Annotated in this window: 13 protein-coding genes, 3 tRNA genes and 1 pseudogene; 2 read left to right on the top strand and 15 right to left on the bottom strand. The window is 63.8% G+C overall.

Translation table 11 applies throughout. From position 1 onward, the window contains the following. Positions 1-169 precede the first annotated feature (169 nt). The 3 genes and pseudogenes from H3H36_RS22855 to H3H36_RS27170 all read right to left on the bottom strand — a co-directional run. A tRNA-Asn gene (locus tag H3H36_RS22855) sits at positions 170-245 on the bottom strand. A 120-nt stretch (positions 246-365) separates the two neighbouring features. Further along, positions 366-441: transfer RNA gene (locus H3H36_RS22850), tRNA-Asn, on the bottom strand. Between the two features lie 94 nt (positions 442-535). Next, positions 536-691, bottom strand: a pseudogene (locus tag H3H36_RS27170) (PEP-CTERM sorting domain-containing protein); the annotation flags it as partial. Positions 692-885: 194 nt separating this feature from the next. On the opposite strand from H3H36_RS27170, the gene H3H36_RS22840 reads away from it, so the two are divergent. Next, complete coding sequence (locus tag H3H36_RS22840) at positions 886-1,623, top strand: hypothetical protein (protein WP_182220370.1); 738 nt, start codon at positions 886-888, stop codon at positions 1,621-1,623. 120 nt (positions 1,624-1,743) lie between these two features. Here H3H36_RS22840 and H3H36_RS22835 read toward each other — a convergent pair. Then, a tRNA-Asn gene (locus H3H36_RS22835) sits at positions 1,744-1,819 on the bottom strand. 121 nt (positions 1,820-1,940) lie between these two features. Next, positions 1,941-3,149 carry an amino acid aminotransferase gene (locus H3H36_RS22830; protein WP_182220369.1) on the bottom strand — a complete coding sequence of 403 codons (1,209 nt, stop codon included), beginning with the start codon at positions 3,147-3,149 and terminating at the stop codon, positions 1,941-1,943. Positions 3,150-3,263: 114 nt separating this feature from the next. Here H3H36_RS22830 and uvrB point away from each other — a divergent pair, with 114 nt between their 5' ends. Then, a complete protein-coding gene (gene uvrB, locus H3H36_RS22825) occupies positions 3,264-5,351 on the top strand; it encodes an excinuclease ABC subunit UvrB (protein WP_229220058.1) in 2,088 nt (695 codons plus the stop codon). 119 nt (positions 5,352-5,470) lie between these two features. On the opposite strand, the gene H3H36_RS22820 is transcribed toward uvrB, so the two are convergent. From H3H36_RS22820 to der, 10 genes are all read right to left on the bottom strand, one after another. Beyond that, the gene (locus H3H36_RS22820) at positions 5,471-6,067 is read right to left on the bottom strand and encodes a MarC family protein (RefSeq protein WP_182220368.1); all 597 of its coding nucleotides are present in this window, start codon (positions 6,065-6,067) and stop codon (positions 5,471-5,473) included. A 77-nt stretch (positions 6,068-6,144) separates the two neighbouring features. Next, entirely contained in the window at positions 6,145-8,199 is a 2,055-nt protein-coding gene (locus H3H36_RS22815; RefSeq protein WP_182220367.1) for a TonB-dependent receptor plug domain-containing protein, read from the bottom strand. Positions 8,200-8,386: 187 nt separating this feature from the next. Further along, positions 8,387-8,932, bottom strand: coding sequence for a phosphoribosyltransferase (locus H3H36_RS22810; RefSeq protein ID WP_182220366.1), 546 nt, complete (start codon positions 8,930-8,932; stop codon positions 8,387-8,389). A gap of 29 nt (positions 8,933-8,961) precedes the next feature. Continuing rightward, positions 8,962-10,275, bottom strand: a complete 1,314-nt coding sequence (locus H3H36_RS22805) for an adenylosuccinate synthase (RefSeq protein WP_182220365.1) — start codon at positions 10,273-10,275, stop codon at positions 8,962-8,964. 4 nt (positions 10,276-10,279) lie between these two features. Then, positions 10,280-11,440 (bottom strand): ATP phosphoribosyltransferase regulatory subunit, encoded by a 1,161-nt coding sequence (locus tag H3H36_RS22800; protein ID WP_182220364.1) that lies wholly within the window; start codon positions 11,438-11,440, stop codon positions 10,280-10,282. Between the two features lie 188 nt (positions 11,441-11,628). Further along, positions 11,629-12,534: a protease modulator HflC gene (hflC, locus tag H3H36_RS22795; protein ID WP_182220363.1), complete on the bottom strand. Its 906-nt coding sequence runs from the start codon at positions 12,532-12,534 to the stop codon at positions 11,629-11,631. A gap of 1 nt (position 12,535) precedes the next feature. Further along, positions 12,536-13,843, bottom strand: coding sequence for an FtsH protease activity modulator HflK (gene hflK / locus H3H36_RS22790; protein ID WP_182220362.1), 1,308 nt, complete (start codon positions 13,841-13,843; stop codon positions 12,536-12,538). Positions 13,844-13,845: 2 nt separating this feature from the next. Further along, complete coding sequence (gene hflX, locus H3H36_RS22785; RefSeq protein WP_182220361.1) at positions 13,846-15,072, bottom strand: GTPase HflX; 1,227 nt, start codon at positions 15,070-15,072, stop codon at positions 13,846-13,848. A gap of 42 nt (positions 15,073-15,114) precedes the next feature. Beyond that, positions 15,115-15,351: an RNA chaperone Hfq gene (gene hfq, locus H3H36_RS22780; RefSeq protein ID WP_182155148.1), complete on the bottom strand. Its 237-nt coding sequence runs from the start codon at positions 15,349-15,351 to the stop codon at positions 15,115-15,117. A 172-nt stretch (positions 15,352-15,523) separates the two neighbouring features. Further along, positions 15,524-16,867, bottom strand: coding sequence for a ribosome biogenesis GTPase Der (gene der / locus H3H36_RS22775; RefSeq protein ID WP_182220360.1), 1,344 nt, complete (start codon positions 16,865-16,867; stop codon positions 15,524-15,526). Positions 16,868-16,870: the final 3 nt, after the last annotated feature.

Genomic DNA, 16,870 nt, shown 5'->3' with positions numbered 1-16,870 from the left:
GATTTATGCTCCACGCTTCCTTCCCACAGTCAGTTACCCTTCCGCAGTTGCGCTTCACTTCGCTCACTGTGGTCAGCTCGCGGCGGGACTTGCACCCACAGGAGTGCGCCCATGCTGGGCGCACCAAGAAAAAAGGCCTTGCACGTGCATGCAAGGCCTTTCTAAATTCTGGCTCCCCGACCTGGACTCGAACCAGGGACCTGCGGATTAACAGTCCGTCGCTCTACCGACTGAGCTATCAGGGAATTGAGGGTCGCAACTTTAACGTTGATCGACCGTCTTGTCAAACTAAAATTCAGGCAGTGTCGGCCACCGCTGAAAAGCAAAAACCCGATCAGTGGGACTGGGCTTTTACAGGAACATTCTGGCTCCCCGACCTGGACTCGAACCAGGGACCTGCGGATTAACAGTCCGTCGCTCTACCGACTGAGCTATCAGGGAATGGAGGCCCGGATTATATATGGGCCAATCCGAATTGACCAGAGGCTGGGTGATCTTTTCCGCAGACAGCCTTCGCCGCTCGCGGCGCGCTGAATTACTTGCGCTTGCGGCGAGCGACAACACCCAACAGCACCATGCCCGCGAACAGCATGGCGTATGTGCCTGGTTCGGGCACGGCGGCCATGACCGAGATATTGTCCAGGGCTGCACCATAGCAGGTGTTGCGGCTGTCACCGGCGAACACGACAGTTTGACAATGCCGAACCGACGACGAAAGCCACTGCGCGGCAACCCGCATTGCTGGGCGCGACATCCCCTATTCCGGCAACAATTGAATAGATTCCATGCATTAAGAAGCTGATAACCTTGCGTCGCTCGCTCTTGCATTAGAGTAATGCCTCGCTGTTCCTACGCCGGCCCCATCTCCAAAGGAAAATGCTAAAGATGAAATTCACGAAAAAGATCTTGCCAGTCGCCCTGACCGCGCTGCTTGCGACCACCTTGTCCGCATGCGGCGGCGGGGGCTCGTCCGGCGCGGCGACCAGCGCCACGCCCATCACCACCAGCTTCCCCATCCAGCAGGCCTTGGCCTATGCTTTCACGCACGGCATGCAAGCCAATCTGGCCATCACCGGCACCGCCACCAGTGGCTCGACCAGCTATCCGCTCACGGGCACGCTGAGCTATGCGCTGGGTATCGCCTCCAATACGACCTTTGAAGGCGCCGCCGCCCAGCAGGCGACGGAAGACCTCAATGCCTCAATATCAATCAACGGCATGTCACAGCCACTCTTTGTGAACAGTGCGTTGATTATCAATGCGCAATACGCGCCCATCGGCGCGCGTTCGTCCGACAGCTACTGCGTGGCCAGCGGCACGCCGGCCTACCCGGCCACAGCCAACGTTGGCCAGAGCGGCGACATCGTCACGATGAATTGCTACGCCGACAGCACCAAGCGCACCCTGGTCAACACGGAAAAATTGTCCTACGTGGCGGCAGCGGGCAGCGACGCCAACACCCTCAATTTCCAGATGATCACGACGGACTACGGCCTGACCACCACTCCGCAGAGCAGCAACACCATTACCTATGCTATCTCGACTGCCGGCGTTCCCAAGCTGGTTCGGGTGCAAGCCACCCAGACCGACAGCGGCGTCACCATTACCTTGGACGCCAAGTAGCCAAGCGCACCAGCCGAACCCGCCGCCAGCGGGTGCGGCGCCAAGCGCACCGGACACTCTACGCGCGCGCAAAGCAAAAAGCCCAACCGATGAAGGCTGGGCTTTCTGTTTGCTGAATTCTGGCTCCCCGACCTGGACTCGAACCAGGGACCTGCGGATTAACAGTCCGTCGCTCTACCGACTGAGCTATCAGGGAATAGAGGCAACATTTTATACTGTTTCGTTCACGCCATCAAGCTTTATGACAGTGCAACTTCTTACCGTACTTCATGCTGCCTTCCGGACCAATCTGCCGATCAATCCGGAGAATCAGGATATTAAAGCACTTTAGCGATCGCGTCAATGACGGTATCGATATTGCGCGAATTGAGGGCTGCCACGCAAATACGGCCCGTGTCCACCGCGTAGATCGACTGTTCGCGCAGCTTGGCCACTTGCTCCTTGGTCAGGCCCGAGTACGAGAACATGCCCACCTGGTCGCGCACGAAACCGAAGTCGTGGCCTGGGGCCTTTTCTTTCAGCTTGGTGACGAAAGCTTCGCGCATTTCCTTGATGCGCACGCGCATGCCGGCCAGCTCCTCTTCCCACAGCTGGCGCAGGGCCGGCGTGGTCAGCACGGTGGCCACCACCTTGCCGCCGTGCACAGGCGGGTTGGAGTAGTTGGTGCGCACCACGCGCTTCAGTTGCGACAGCAGGCGGGCCGCCTCTTCCGCGCTGGCAGCGACCACGCTCAGGGCGCCCACGCGCTCGCCGTACAGCGAGAACGACTTGGAGAACGAGTTCGAAATCAGCAGCGGGCCGCCGGCGGCAGCGAAGCGGCGCACCACGGCGCCGTCTTCGGCGATACCGGAGCCGAAGCCCTGGTAAGCCATGTCCAGGAACGGCACCAGGCCGCCGGCCGTCACGGCCGCGATCACTTCATCCCACTGGGCCGACGACAGGTCGGCGCCGGTCGGGTTGTGGCAGCAGGCGTGCAGCAGCACGATGGAACCGCGCGGCATGGCCTTGATGTCGGCCAGCATACCGGCGAAGTTCACGCCGTGGGTAGCGGCATCGTAGTAGCTGTAGTTGTTGACGACGAAGCCGGCGCTTTCGAACAGGGCGCGGTGGTTTTCCCAGCTTGGGTCGCTGATATAGACCTGGGCGCCTGGCGCGAAGCGCTGCAGGAAGTCGGCGCCGATTTTCAGCGCGCCCGTGCCGCCGATGGCTTGCACGGTGACGGCGCGCTTCTCTTGAATCACGGCGCTGTCGGCGCCAAATACCAGTTGCTGCACGGCCTGGTCGTAGGTGGCCAGACCTTCGATCGGCAGGTAGGTGCGCGGTGCAGGCTGCTCGATCAGCATGGCTTCCGCCTTCTGCACGCACGACAGCAGCGGCACTTTGCCATTGTCGTCATAATAGACGCCGACGCCGAGGTTGATCTTCGCGGGATTCTGGTCCGCGTTGAACGCTTCGGTGATGCCCAGGATAGGGTCGCGAGGGGCCATGTCGATGGCGCTGAAGAGGCTGGCAGAAGGATTGGTCATGATAAGATTGGTATCGTTTGGAAGCGGTTCACGGCAGGTTCAGCCGGCGGCTCCGAATTTAATAAAGTGCTTCAGGCCGCTGGCAGGCCATTATTCTATCAAAGGTCTGAAAAGATGGCTGAAACAGCAGACGTAAAAACCTCTTCCGCAGCAACAATCGTCACTTTTCCCGACTCGCCGTTCAAGCTGCACCAGCCCTTCCCGCCCGCCGGCGACCAGCCCACGGCCATCAACCAGCTGTGCGAAGGCATCAACGACGGCCTGTTCTTCCAGACCCTGCTCGGTGTGACGGGCTCGGGCAAGACCTACACCATGGCCAACGTGATCGCCCGCCTGGGCCGGCCCGCCATCGTGTTCGCGCCCAACAAGACGCTGGCGGCCCAGCTGTATTCGGAGTTCCGCGAATTCTTTCCCGAGAACGCGGTCGAATACTTCGTCAGCTACTACGATTACTATCAGCCGGAAGCCTACGTGCCCCAGCGCGACCTGTTCATCGAAAAGGATTCGTCGATCAACGAGCACATCGAGCAGATGCGGCTGTCGTGCACCAAGTCGCTGATGGAGCGGCGCGACGTGGTGATCGTGGCCACCGTGTCGGCCATCTACGGTATCGGTAACCCCAACGAATACCACCAGATGATCCTCACGCTGCGCGCGCGCGACCGCGTGGCCCAGCGCGACATCATCGCGCGCCTGATCCAGATGCAGTACACGCGCAACGAGGTCGATTTCGGCCGCGGCACCTTCCGCGTGCGCGGCGACACCATCGACATCTTCCCCGCCGAGCACGCCGAACTGGCCGTGCGGCTGGAACTGTTCGACGACGAACTGGAGTCGATCCAGCTGTTCGACCCGCTCACGGGCCGCGTCAAGCAAAAGATCCCCCGCTTCACGGTCTACCCTGGCTCGCACTACGTGACGCCGCGCGCCACCGTGCTGCGCGCCATCGAAACCATCAAGGACGAACTGCGCGAACGGCTCGATTTCTTCCGCAAGGAAAACAAGCTGGTCGAGGAACAGCGGCTGGAACAGCGCACCCGTTTCGACCTGGAAATGATGACCGAGATCGGCTTCACCAAGGGCATCGAAAACTACTCGCGCCACCTGAGCGGCGCCCTGCCCGGCGAACCGCCGCCCACGCTGGTCGACTACCTGCCGCAGGATGCGCTGATGTTCCTCGACGAATCGCACGTGCTGGTCGGCCAGCTGAGCGCCATGTACAACGGCGACCGCTCGCGCAAGACCAACCTGGTCGATTACGGTTTCCGGCTGCCATCCGCGCTCGACAACCGCCCGCTCAAGTTCGAGGAATTCCAGCAGAAGATGCGGCAGACCGTGTTCGTCTCCGCCACTCCGGCCGAATTCGAGAACACGCACGCGGACCAGGTGGTGGAACAGGTGGTACGCCCCACCGGCCTGGTCGATCCGCAAGTGATCGTGCGCCCGGCGCTGAGCCAGGTGGACGACCTGATGTCGGAGATCACGCTGCGCGTGGCGCGCAACGAGCGGGTGCTGGTGACCACGCTGACCAAGCGCATGTCCGAGCAGTTGACGGAATACCTGGGCGACCACGGCATCAAGGTGCGCTACCTGCACAGCGACATCGAAACGGTGGAACGCGTGGAACTGCTGCGCGACCTGCGCATCGGCACCTTCGACGTGCTGGTCGGCATCAACCTGCTGCGCGAAGGCCTGGATTTGCCGGAAGTGTCACTGGTGGCCATCCTGGACGCGGACAAGGAAGGCTTCCTGCGATCGGAGCGCTCGCTGATCCAGACCATAGGCCGGGCCGCCCGCAACCTGCACGGCGTGGCCATCCTGTACGCCGACCGCATCACCGACTCCATGAGCCGGGCCATCGGCGAGACCGAGCGCCGCCGCGCCAAGCAGCTCGCCTTCAACGAAGCGCATGGCATCGTGCCGCGCGGCGTGAGCAAGTCGATCCGCGACATGATCGACGGCGTCTACAGCCCGGACGCGGCGCGCGAGGAAATGCAGGTGGCGCAGGAAACGGCCAAGTACGAGGCCATGAGCGAGAAGCAGATCAGCAAGGAAATCAAGCGGCTGGAAAAGCAGATGCTCGAGCACGCCAAGAACCTGGAGTTCGAGAAAGCGGCCCAGGTGCGCGACCAGTTACACGTGCTCAAGCAGCAGCTGTTCGGCGCCCCCGGCGAAGACCACCTGGACGCCGCGGCCGGCTGAGAAATCTTACAAAAAATTGCGGGACAGCAAAATCAGGGACGGACCCCGATTTTTCCAAAAGGGAAAATCGGGGTCCGTCCCTGATTTTGCTGCCCCGCAATTTTTTCTACCCGGATAGTTTACAGGGTCTTGACGAATTCGCGTACGCCGCCCAGCAGCATTTCAATCGACATGGCCGTCAGGATCAGGCCCATCAGGCGCTCGAAAGCCGTCATCACTTGCGCGCCCAGGGCTTTCTGTAACTTTTCCGCGCTCAGGAATACGGCCAGCCACACCGCGCCCACGGCGCCCAGCGCGGCCACGTGCACCAGCACTTCACCCGTGCTCTCGCGCGAGAACAGCAGCACCGTGGCCAGCGCCGACGGGCCGGCCAGCGCGGGAATGGCCAGCGGCACGATGAACGGTTCACCGCCCTCGGTCCTGCCCATTACGCCATCGGGATGGGGGAAAATCATGCGGATGGCGATCAACAGCAGGATCACGCTGCCGCCGATGCGCAGCGACACTTCCGACAACTGCAACGCCGACAGGAAGTGGCGGCCGAAGAACATGAAGATCAGCAGCACGGCGAAGGCGATCGCGCATTCGCGCACGACGATGCGGGGCCGGCGCGCCGGCGTTACCGGGTTGAGGGCGGCGGCGAACAGGGGCACATTACCGAACGGGTCGGTCACGAGCAGCAACAGGATAAAGGTCTGGAAAAAATTCTGGGTCATCGATGGCTTTCATACAGGCGCCGGTTGGCGGCTCTATGCTGCCACGAGACAACTTTCTGCGCAATCGCGGCCGCCGCTCAATAGCGGTAATCGAGGCGCAGGTTCAGGCTGAAATGCTCGTCCGGTATGCCGCCCACGGAGGACGGTGCGGAGGGCAAGCGGTTGTCGCGATTGAACAGGTTGCGCAGCTGAAGGTAGGCTGTCAGGCGCGGTGAATAGTGGCGTTCCACGCCCACGTCGGTGCGCAGGTAGCGCGGCAATGCATGGGGCGGCAAACCATCGCCGACGGGGATATCATCCACCCGCGATTGCCAGCGCTGGTTCAGCGTCAGCAAGCAGGCCGGGTCGGACAGCGCATGGCTGATGCCGATATTGACAATGGTGGCGGGGAAGATGTTGTAGTCCATGCCCGTCACGGCGTTGCGGCTGCGAACATAGGAAGCGCTCGCATCCAAGCCCCACCCCTGCCACTGGGCCTGCAGGCTGGCCGTGGCGCCGTAGGCATCGTTGCGGCCTACATTGCGGTACTGGGTCAACGTGGCCGGCGGCACCAACACGGCGGAAATGCCGTCATGCCACAAGGTGCGAAACAACGTCACCTGGGCCAGGTAGTGCGCCGTCTGGCGCTGGGCCACCAGTTCATAGCTGTCGATCAGTTCCGGCTGGAGCGCGGGATTGCCCAGCACACTGCCGGCCGCGCCGCCCATCTCCACCGCCGAGGGGGCGCGGAACGCCTGGCCGTACAGGAACTTGAGCGCGGCGTCAGGCTGCGGGTGGTAGATCAGTCCCAGCCGCGGCGACGCATGGCCGCCAAAATCGGAGTAATCGTCCAGCCGGCCGCCATAGACCAGCGCCCACCGCTCGCCCCAGTGGCTGTTCAACTCCAGCGTCAGGTTGCGCACGCCACGGCTGGCGCCTTCGGCCGGGTTGGTGGTGGTGGGCAGCGCTTGCCCGGCCAGCGTCACCGCCTCGGCCTTCGCGCTGCGCACGCCCAGCCGCTCCTGGCCGGCCGACAGGGCCCAGGCCGTGTTCCAGGCGGGAATGCCGTCACGCCATGTCGCCTGCAGGCCCGTACGGAACTGGCGCGTCCACAAGTCGCGGTGGATGGGTACGGCGCCCGTGCCCAGGTTGCTGGCCAGGTCATTGTCCACCCACCAGTAGTAGCCCTTCAGCTCGACGGAGCCGCCACGCGCCAGTTCGCGCCGCACGCCGGCCTGTGTCATCGCGAAGCGGGTGGCCAGCCAGCCCACGTCATTGCCGCCGGTCAGGCGCGTGCCCGAGCCCTGGTACGCGTCCGCGTCGTAGTGATGCAGGTACAGGCCGCCGAACCAGGACAGGCCACCCTGCCCTTCCCCGGCCAGCTTGAACGAGGCCGTCTGGGCGTCGAAGTTGTTCTCGCGCGCGCTTTGCAGCGGCCGGCCCGTGATCGGGTGGACGGCGTAGGCGACGCGATCCTGGTCCGGCTGGCCGTTGGCGGCCAGCGCCACGTTCAGGCGCGCATCCGCGCCCACGGCCGTGCTTTGCCGCAGGGCCGCTTCGTAATAGCCGTTGCTGGCGCCGGCCGCGCTGAGCTCGCGCTGGTCATGGTCAGCCTCGTAGCCGCGCAATGCCACCAGGCCGTGGAAGGCGTCGCTGCCATACAGGGCCGAACCGGGGCCTTCGATCAGTTGCATCTGGCTCAGCGCACCGAGGTTGATGGCAGGCAGGTTGAATTGGGGACCGGAGCGGAACAGGTCGTTGAGCGGCACGCCATCCCAGCTGGTGGCCACGCCCGTGTAGGAGGTGCTGCGCGCGTAGCCACGGATGGCCAGCACCTGGTTGCCGCTGGTGTGCGGCAGCACCTGCACGCCCGGCTGCGTTTCCAGCGCGTCGAGCAGGCGGCGCGCGCCGCGCCGCTGCCATTGCTGCGGCGTGACGGCGCTCACCGAGGCAGCCGTGTCGAGCAGGCCGGCCGACAGCAACGATGCGGCGCTCACGTCCACATTGGCCAACTCCTCCAGCGACAGTTCGCTCAGATCGCCGGGCGGCAGGGTCGCGCCGGCGCCTGCCACATGCAGTGCCAGCCCGGCGGCCAGCACGATGGCGGGCGCCTTGCGGTCGGATGCGGCGACAATAGGGCGAGGCTTGCGCATGAGGGTTCCATCGCTTCAGGTGGCACGGACAACCCAACAGTTGCCGGAATCATTGTATGCCAGCAAGTGATGTTTATGGCAATATTTTAATACTATCAATTTGCAACTGTTGCAGGCCGAGGTGGTCGCGGACATAAAAAAAGCGGCCCGCAGGCCGCTCCTCATCGGACGAAAACCCGGCGCCGCCTTACGCGGACACCTCGCCCTTCTTGATCCACGCCGCCAGCTGGTGCGGACGCAGGCCGTCGTAATCCTCGAACGGCTGGTGGATCCACGGGTTGTGCGGCAGTTCCTGCATCTGGTAGTCCGGCTTGAAGGCCGAGCTGCCCTTGGTCCAGATCACGGCCGTGCGCACTTCGGTCACGCCTTCGAAGTTGTTCTTCAGGTGCTCGATCACCTTCATCAGGGTCACGCCCGAATCGGCCAGGTCGTCGATCAGCAGGATCCGGCCCGACAGCGGGCCCTTGGTCATCGTCATGTACTTGGCGATGTCCAGGTCGCCCTGCACGGTGCCCTTCTCGGCGCGGTAGGAGCTGGTCGACAGGATCGCCAGCGGCACGTCGAAGATGCGCGAGAACATGTCGCCGGGGCGCACGCCGCCGCGCGCCAGGCACAGCACCTGGTCGAATTTCCAGCCAGATTCATGCACCTTGAGCGCCAGGCGCTCGATCAGGCGGTGGTACTCATCCCAGGACACCCAGAGATGCTTGTCGTTCGATTGTGGGGTGGACAAGATGATAACTCCTCAGTGTATTGCTTGCATTACTCGAACGGGTGACGCAGCACGATCGTTTCTTCGCGATCGGGGCCGGTCGACACCATGTCAACCGGCACGCCGACCAACTCTTCGATACGTTTGATGTAGTTGCGGGCGGCGGCCGGCAGCGCGGCCAGCGACTTGGCGCCCACGGTGCTCTCCTTCCAGCCCGGCATTTCTTCGTAGACGGGCACGCAGCGTGCCGCTTCTTCCGCGCCGGACGGGAAGATGTCCACGGCCTTGCCGTCCACCAGGTAGCCGGTGCACAGCTTGAGCGATTCCAGGCCGTCCAGCACGTCCAGCTTGGTCAGGCACATGCCCGTCACGCCGTTGATCTGCACGGAGCGGCGCAGCAGGGCCGCGTCGAACCAGCCGCAGCGGCGGGCGCGGCCCGTCACGGTGCCGAACTCGTGGCCCACTTGCGCCAGGTGGTGGCCCACGCCGGCATCCGTCGGCAGTTCCGAAGGGAACGGGCCGGAACCGACGCGGGTGGTGTAGGCCTTGGTGATGCCCATGATGTAGTGCAGCATGCCCGGGCCCACGCCGGAACCAGCAGCGGCATTGCCGGCCACGCAGTTCGACGAGGTGACGAACGGATAGGTGCCATGGTCCACATCCAGCAGCGAACCTTGCGCGCCTTCGAACAGCAGGTTGGCGCCGGCCTTGTGCGCAGCGTACAGCGCGCTCGATACGTCGGTCACCATCGGGCGCAGGCGCGGCACGTAGGCCAGCGCGTCGTCCAGGGTCTTCTGGTAGTCGACGCGCGGCGCCTTCAGATAGTTTTCCAGCACGAAGTTGTGGTAGTCCAGGTTCTCGGCCAGTTTTTCCGAGAAGCGCTTTTCATTCAGCAGGTCGGCGATACGGATCGCACGGCGCGCCACCTTGTCTTCATAGGCCGGGCCGATGCCCTTGCCGGTGGTGCCGATCTTGGCGGCGCCGCGGGCCGCTTCACGGGCCGCATCCAGCGCTGCGTGGTAAGGCAGGATCACGGGAGCGGCGTCCGACACCTTCAGGCGCGACGCCACTTCCACGCCGACCGCTTCGAGCTTGTCGATTTCGCGCAGCACGTCCGGCACCGACACCACCACACCGTTACCGATGTAGCAGGCCACGCCTGGGCGCATGATGCCCGACGGGATCAGCTGCAGCGCCGTCTTCACGCCGCCGATGACCAGCGTATGGCCGGCGTTGTGGCCGCCCTGGAAGCGCACCACACCTTGCGCATGATCGGTCAACCAGTCGACGATCTTGCCCTTACCTTCATCGCCCCATTGGGTGCCGATGACAACGACGTTCTTTGCCATATTTTTCTTTGACATCACACTAACCTAAGTTTTTAAGAATCCAGTTACTACCATCATCGTCGAGCACCAGCGCGCGGTCGCACTCGAACTCGTCCTGTTCATTGCTGTGACCCGGCATGGACTGGATCACCACTTCGCCGGCCTTGCGCAGCTCGGCGATTTTCTCTTTCAGCTCCGGCGCGTTACCCCACGGCGCGCGGATCGAATGTTTGCGTTCGGCCGTCGGCAGCAACCGGGCCAGCTCGCGCAGGTCCAGCGAGAAGCCGGTGGCGGGACGGGCACGGCCGAATGCTTCACCCACGTGATCGTAACGGCCGCCACGGGCCACGGCGTTGGGCAGGCCCGGCACGTACAGCGCGAACATGGCGCCGCTCTCGTACTGGTAACCGCGCAGGTCGGCCAGGTCGATCGCCACTTCGGCGCGGCCGATGGCCGAACCGGCCAGCGCGGCCAGTTCCGCCAGCGCCTTGGCGATGCCAGGCAGGTCGGGCAGCACGTCGCGCGCTTTTTTCAGCACTTCGACGTCGCCGTACAGGTTGGGCAGCGCCAGCAGCGCATCGCGCACCATGGGCGAGTAGTTGGCCGTCAGTTCGCGCAGGCCCGGCATGTCCTTGGCCCGCAGCAGCAGGTACAGGGCCGCCTCGTCGCGCACGGCGGCCGGGTCGCCGGCGATCAGCGCACGCAGCACGCCCACGTGGGACAGGTCCAGCCGCACGTCGGTGAAACCGGCCAGGGCCAGCGAGGCCAGCGCCAGTTCCTGGATCTCGGCGTCCGCTTCCAGGCCGGCGTGGCCATAGATTTCGGCGCCGATCTGCAGCGGCTCACGGGTGGCGTGCAGGCCCGAGGGACGGGTATGGAGCACGCTGCCGGCGTAGCACAGACGGGTGACGGAGGCGCGGTTGAGCAGGTGGGCGTCGATACGGGCCACCTGGGTCGTCATGTCGGCGCGCAGGCCCAGCATGCGGCCCGAGGCCGGATCGACCAGCTTGAAGGTGCGCTGGTCGGTATCCTGGCCGGCGCCGGTCAGCAGCGACTCGACATATTCGAGCAGCGGCGGCATCACCAGTTCGTATCCGTACAGGCGGAAATTATCCAGCATCAGGCGACGCAGTTCTTCGATCTTGCGTGCTTCCGACGGCAGGACGTCGGCGATATTCTCGGGCAAAAGCCAATTCGGCATGGGAAACTGGAGTCGGAAGTTAAGAAATTTGAACAACGTGGCGCCATCGCGCAGCCATCAGGCGCAGGGCCGAACCTGATATTTTACGCGAAAATATGCCTTGAAAGGTAGAAAATCGTGCCACGGACGGCCAAAAACGAAGCCGGCCGGGCGGTTGCGCACCGCGCCGGCCGGCTTCGCCGCCAGTCTTACTTCTTGCCGGCCGGGGCAGCCGCAGCGCCCGAACCCTTGAAATACTTGAAGAAGTCGGAATTGGAATCGATCACCATCACGTCGCCGCGATTCTTGAACGTGGCGCGATACGCTTCCAGGCTGCGGTAGAACTTGTAGAACTCGGGGTTCTTGCCGAACGCCTCGGCGTAGATCTGCGACGCCTTGGCATCGCCCTCGCCGCGTATGGTCTCGGCCTGGCGATACGCTTCGGCCAGGATCACGGTGCGCTGCTTGTCGGCGTCGGCGCGGATCTTCTCCGAATCGGCCGAGCCGGTGGAACGCAGCTCGTTGGCCACGCGCACGCGCTCGGCCTTCATGCGGTCGTACACGGAGTTGTTGATCTGCTCCACGTAGTCCACCCGCTTCAGGCGCACGTCGATGATCTCGACGCCGATCTGCGACGCCTCCGTCACCACCTTGCTGCGGATCGACTCCATCACCTGGCCGCGCTGGCCGGAGATCACTTCGCGCACGGTGTGCTTGGTGATCTCGTCGTTCAGCGCCGCCTTGACGATCTGCGACATGCGGTCGCGCGCGCGGGCTTCGTCGCCGCCGAAGCTGACGAAATACTTCTTGGGCTGGTCCTCGCCACGGCCGATGCGCCATTTGACGAAGGTGTCGACCAGGATGTTCATCTTCTCGGCCGTGATGAAGCGCTCGGCGTCGGGCGACTCGATGGTCATGATGCGGTTATCGAGGTACAGCACGTTCTGGAACGGCGGCGGCAGCTTGAAGTGCAGGCCCGGCGTGCGGATCACTTCCTTCACTTCGCCCAGCGCGAACACGATGGCATAACGGCGCTGATCGACCACGAACATGGTGGACGACAGCAGCATCAGGGCGATGAAACCGCCCACAACGATGGTAACAATACGGTTCATATCAGCGGCTCTCCCGTTCACGTGACGAATCGCGCGAACGGCTGTCGCGCTGACGGCTCATTTCGACCGTCGGCATCATATCGGACGGCGCCGTGGCCGCAGGTGCGGGCGCGGGCGCCTGCGTGGCGGCCGCCTTGGCTGCCGCCGCCGCCGCGTCCGTGGCCGCCGCCTGGGCGATCAGCTTGTCGAGCGGCAGGTACAGCAGGTTGCTGCCGGACTTGGCGTCCACCATCACCTTGCTGGCGCTGGCGAAGATCTGCTGCATCGTTTCCAGGTACATGCGGTCGCGCGTGACGGCCGGCGCCTTCTGGTATTCGGCCAGCACCTGCTTGAAGCGGGCCGCGTTACCGGCCGCGTTCTCGCTGACGGTGGCACGGTACGCTTCCGCTTCCTGCACCAGGCGGAACGCGGCGCCGCGCGCCTTCGGAATCACGTCGTTGGCGTAAGCCTGGCCTTCGTTCTTCTGGCGCTCGCGGTCCTGGCCGGCCTTGACGGCGTCGTCGAACGCGCTTTGCACCTGCTCGGGCGGTTGCACGCCTTGCATGGTGACGTTGGTGATCTGGGCGCCGGTGGCGTAACGGTCCAGGATGTGCTGCATCAGTTGCTGGGTCTCGAACGCGACCTTCTCGCGGCCTTCATACAGCACGAAATCCATCTTGCTCTTGCCGACCACTTCGCGGATGGCCGTCTCGGCCACCTGGCGCACGGCGTCCTCCGGATCGGCGTTGTTGAACTGCCAGGCCACCGGGTCTTTCAGCGTGTACTGCACGGCGAACTGGATGTCGATGATGTTCTCGTCGTCCGTCAGCATCAGCGATTCGCGCGTCTGCTTGTTCTTGACGTTGCCGCGGTAGCCCACTTCCACCGTGCGCACCTGCGAGACCTTGACCGTCTCGTCGCTCTGGAACGGGTAGGGCCAGCGCCAGTTGAAGCCAGCCGGCGTGGTGTGGCTGAATTTGCCGAACGTGAGCACGACGCCGGTCTGGCCTTCCTGCACGATGAACGAGCCGGAAGCGAGCCAGATCAGGGCTACGACGGCGCCCACGGCGCCAGCGGTGATGCCGGCGCCCTTCATGTCGGGACGGGGGCCGGACGGCGTACCGCCGCTGTCGGGGCCTTTCTTCTGGCCGAAGAAAGCGTTCAGGCGCTGATTGAAATCGCGCCACAACTGGTCCAGGTCAGGCGGGCCGTCGCCGGGCTTGTTGCCCTCCTGGGCGTGGCGGTTGCCGTCCTTCTTGTCAGCGCCCCAGCGGGGATCGTTGAGCGAGAGTTTCAGGCCCAGTCGTTGCATGAGAGTGGAGACACGCATACTTAATGTGATCCGACATGAGTGGTGGTTGGTATTGTGCCTGGCGCGCCGTCGTCGGGGGCCGGGGTCTCGTCGTCCTGCAGATCCTGTTCGTGGTCGCTCTCATCGGCATAGTCGCCATCCTCGCCCTCATAACGGGGGCGCGGCGGGCGCGCGCCAGGCGCGGCCTTGGCCCATTCGACGATCGCCGCGCGCAGCAGATCGAGGCCGGCGCCGGTGCGGGCGCTGATGAAAACGCGGGAAATTTTATCATATTCATCACGCTCGACGGACGGCTCCAGCCCCGCCGCGTCAATCTTGTTCCAGACAAGGATTTGCGGAATATGATCGGCGCCGATTTCCTTGAGCACCATGTTGACCTGCTCGATCTGCTCCATGCGCACCGGCGATGAAGCGTCGACCACGTGCAGCAGCAGGTCGGCGTGGATGGTTTCCTCCAGCGTGGCGCGGAAGGCAGCCACCAGCTGGTGCGGCAGTTCGCGCACGAATCCGACCGTGTCGGAGATGACGACCTGCCCCACGTCCTCGCCCAGGTAGACGCGGCGCGAAGTGGTGTCGAGCGTGGCGAACAACTGGTTGGCCACGTACACGCCGGCCTTGGTGACGGCGTTGAACAGGGTCGACTTGCCGGCGTTGGTATAACCCACCAGCGAGACGGAGAAAGTCTGGGTACGCCCGCGCGCGCGGCGCTGGGTATCGTGCTGCTTGCGCAGCTTGTCGAGCCGGGCCCGCAGCGCTTTCACGCGTTCGCCGATCAGGCGGCGGTCCGTCTCGAGCTGGGTTTCACCGGGACCGCGCAGGCCGATACCGCCCTTTTGCCGTTCCAGGTGGGTCCAGCCGCGGATCAGGCGCGTGGCCAGGTGCTGCAACTGGGCCAGCTCCACCTGCAGCTTGCCCTCGTGGCTCTTGGCGCGCTGGGCGAAGATGTCGAGGATCAAGCTGGTGCGGTCCAGCACCCGGACGTTGAGGCGCTTTTCCAGGTTGCGCTGCTGGGCCGGCGACAGGGCGTGGTTGAAGATGACGATCTCGATCTGGTCATCGAGCACGGCCTGGCCGATCTCGTCGGCCTTGCCGCTGCCGACGAAATAGGCCGCGTCCGGACTGGAACGCCTGGCCGTGATGGTCGTGACGGGGTCCGCCCCCGCCGACCGGGCCAGCAGTTGCAGTTCCTCGATGCTGGCGGCGAAGTCGCCCTGACCGAAGTCGATACCGACTAAAGCGGCGCGCATACGGCGGTCAGGCAAGTGAGCGGATAACGATGTGGCAAGCGCTTATTCCGCGTCGGCTTCAATGTTCAGATTGACGGCGCGGGCCGGCACCACGGTCGAAATGGCGTGCTTGTACACCATCTGGGTGACAGTGTTACGCAGCAGCACGACGTATTGGTCGAACGATTCGATATGGCCTTGCAGCTTGATGCCGTTGACCAGATAGATCGACACCGGTACGTGTTCTTTGCGCAAGGCGTTGAGGAATGGGTCTTGTAACAGTTGCCCTTTGTTGCTCATAACAGCTCCGTTTTATGTTGTTGTGTGTGAATTGGAGGCGGCACGCTGGTTTTCAAGTGCGACTCGGTGCAAAAACAGGTGCAAGCTTCATTCTCCCACAGGGAAATCATGCCATGAAGCTACTGTAACCTGTTTTCGCACTTTCTGCAGGCCGCGCCAGCGCGTTTCCGCCTTATTTCTGTGTTTTGGCAAATGGATTCTTGCCCGTGCGCAATTCAATGCGCAGCGGCGTGCCCACCAGCGAGAAGGTGTCGCGGAAATGCTTTTCCAGGTAACGCTTGTAGGGCTCGCCCACCGCGTCCAGCGCATTGCCGTGAATCACGATCACGGGCGGATTCATGCCGCCCTGGTGCGCATAGCGCAGCTTGGGGCGGATCGACCCCTTGCGGCGTGGCTCCTGCTTCTCCACGGCCTCGATCAGGGCGCGCGTGAGCTTGGGCGTGGACAGGTCGCACATGGCGGCCGCGTAGGCCGCGTCGATCGACTTCATCAGCGGGCCGATGCCGGTCGCCTTCAGGGCCGAAATGAAATGGGTCTTGGCGAAGGACAGGAAGTCCAGCTTGCGGTCCAGGTCGATCTTGATCTCGTCGCGGCGGTCCGACTGCAGGCCATCCCACTTGTTGACGGCCACCACCAGCGCGCGGCCCGATTCGAGCACGAAGCCGGCGATGTGGGCGTCCTGCTCGGAGATGTCCTGCTGGGCGTCCAGCAGCAGCACCACCACGTTCGCTTCCGAGATCGATTGCAGCGTCTTCACCACCGAGAATTTCTCGATCGCTTCGAACACCTTGCCGCGGCGGCGGATACCGGCCGTGTCGATCAGCGTGTACAGCTTGCCGTCGCGCTCGAACGGAATCTCGATCGAATCGCGGGTGGTGCCCGGCATGTCGAACGCGATCACGCGCTGCTCACCCACCAGGGTGTTGATCAGGGTGGACTTGCCCACGTTGGGGCGGCCCACGATGGCGATCTTGATGCCGCGGTCGGACGGCTCCAGTTCCTCCGGTTCCTCCGGACGCTGGGCGAAGGCCAGGTTGAGCGCCTCCTCCACCAGGTCGGCCACGCCGTCGCCGTGCGCGGACGAGATGGCGTAGGGATCGCCCAGGCCCAGCTCATAGAAGTCCGACACCACGGCCGTGTAACGCATGCCTTCGGATTTATTCACCACCAGCAGCACGGGACGGCCGCTCTTGCGCAGGAAGTCCGTGATGGTCTTGTCGTGCGGCGTCAGGCCCTGGCGGCCGTCGACCAGGAACACGACCACGTCGGCCTCGGCCACGGCCTGCTTGGTCTGCAGTGCCATCTGGTGCATGATGCCTTCCTTGGCGACGGGTTCGAAACCGCCCGTGTCGATCACGAGGAAGGGACGTTCGCCGACACGGCCCTCGCCATAGTGACGATCGCGCGTCAACCCAGGCAAGTCCGCCACCAGCGCATCGCGCGAGCGGGTCAGACGATTGAATAAGGTCGATTTCCCAACGTTGGGTCGACCCACTAGTGCGATTACCGGCTTCATTGT

Origin of the sequence: Rugamonas fusca (genome assembly GCF_014042365.1) — a bacterium.
GTDB classification, from domain to species: Bacteria; Pseudomonadota; Gammaproteobacteria; order Burkholderiales; family Burkholderiaceae_D; genus Rugamonas; species Rugamonas fusca.
This window is presented reverse-complemented; position numbering and strand designations above follow the sequence as displayed.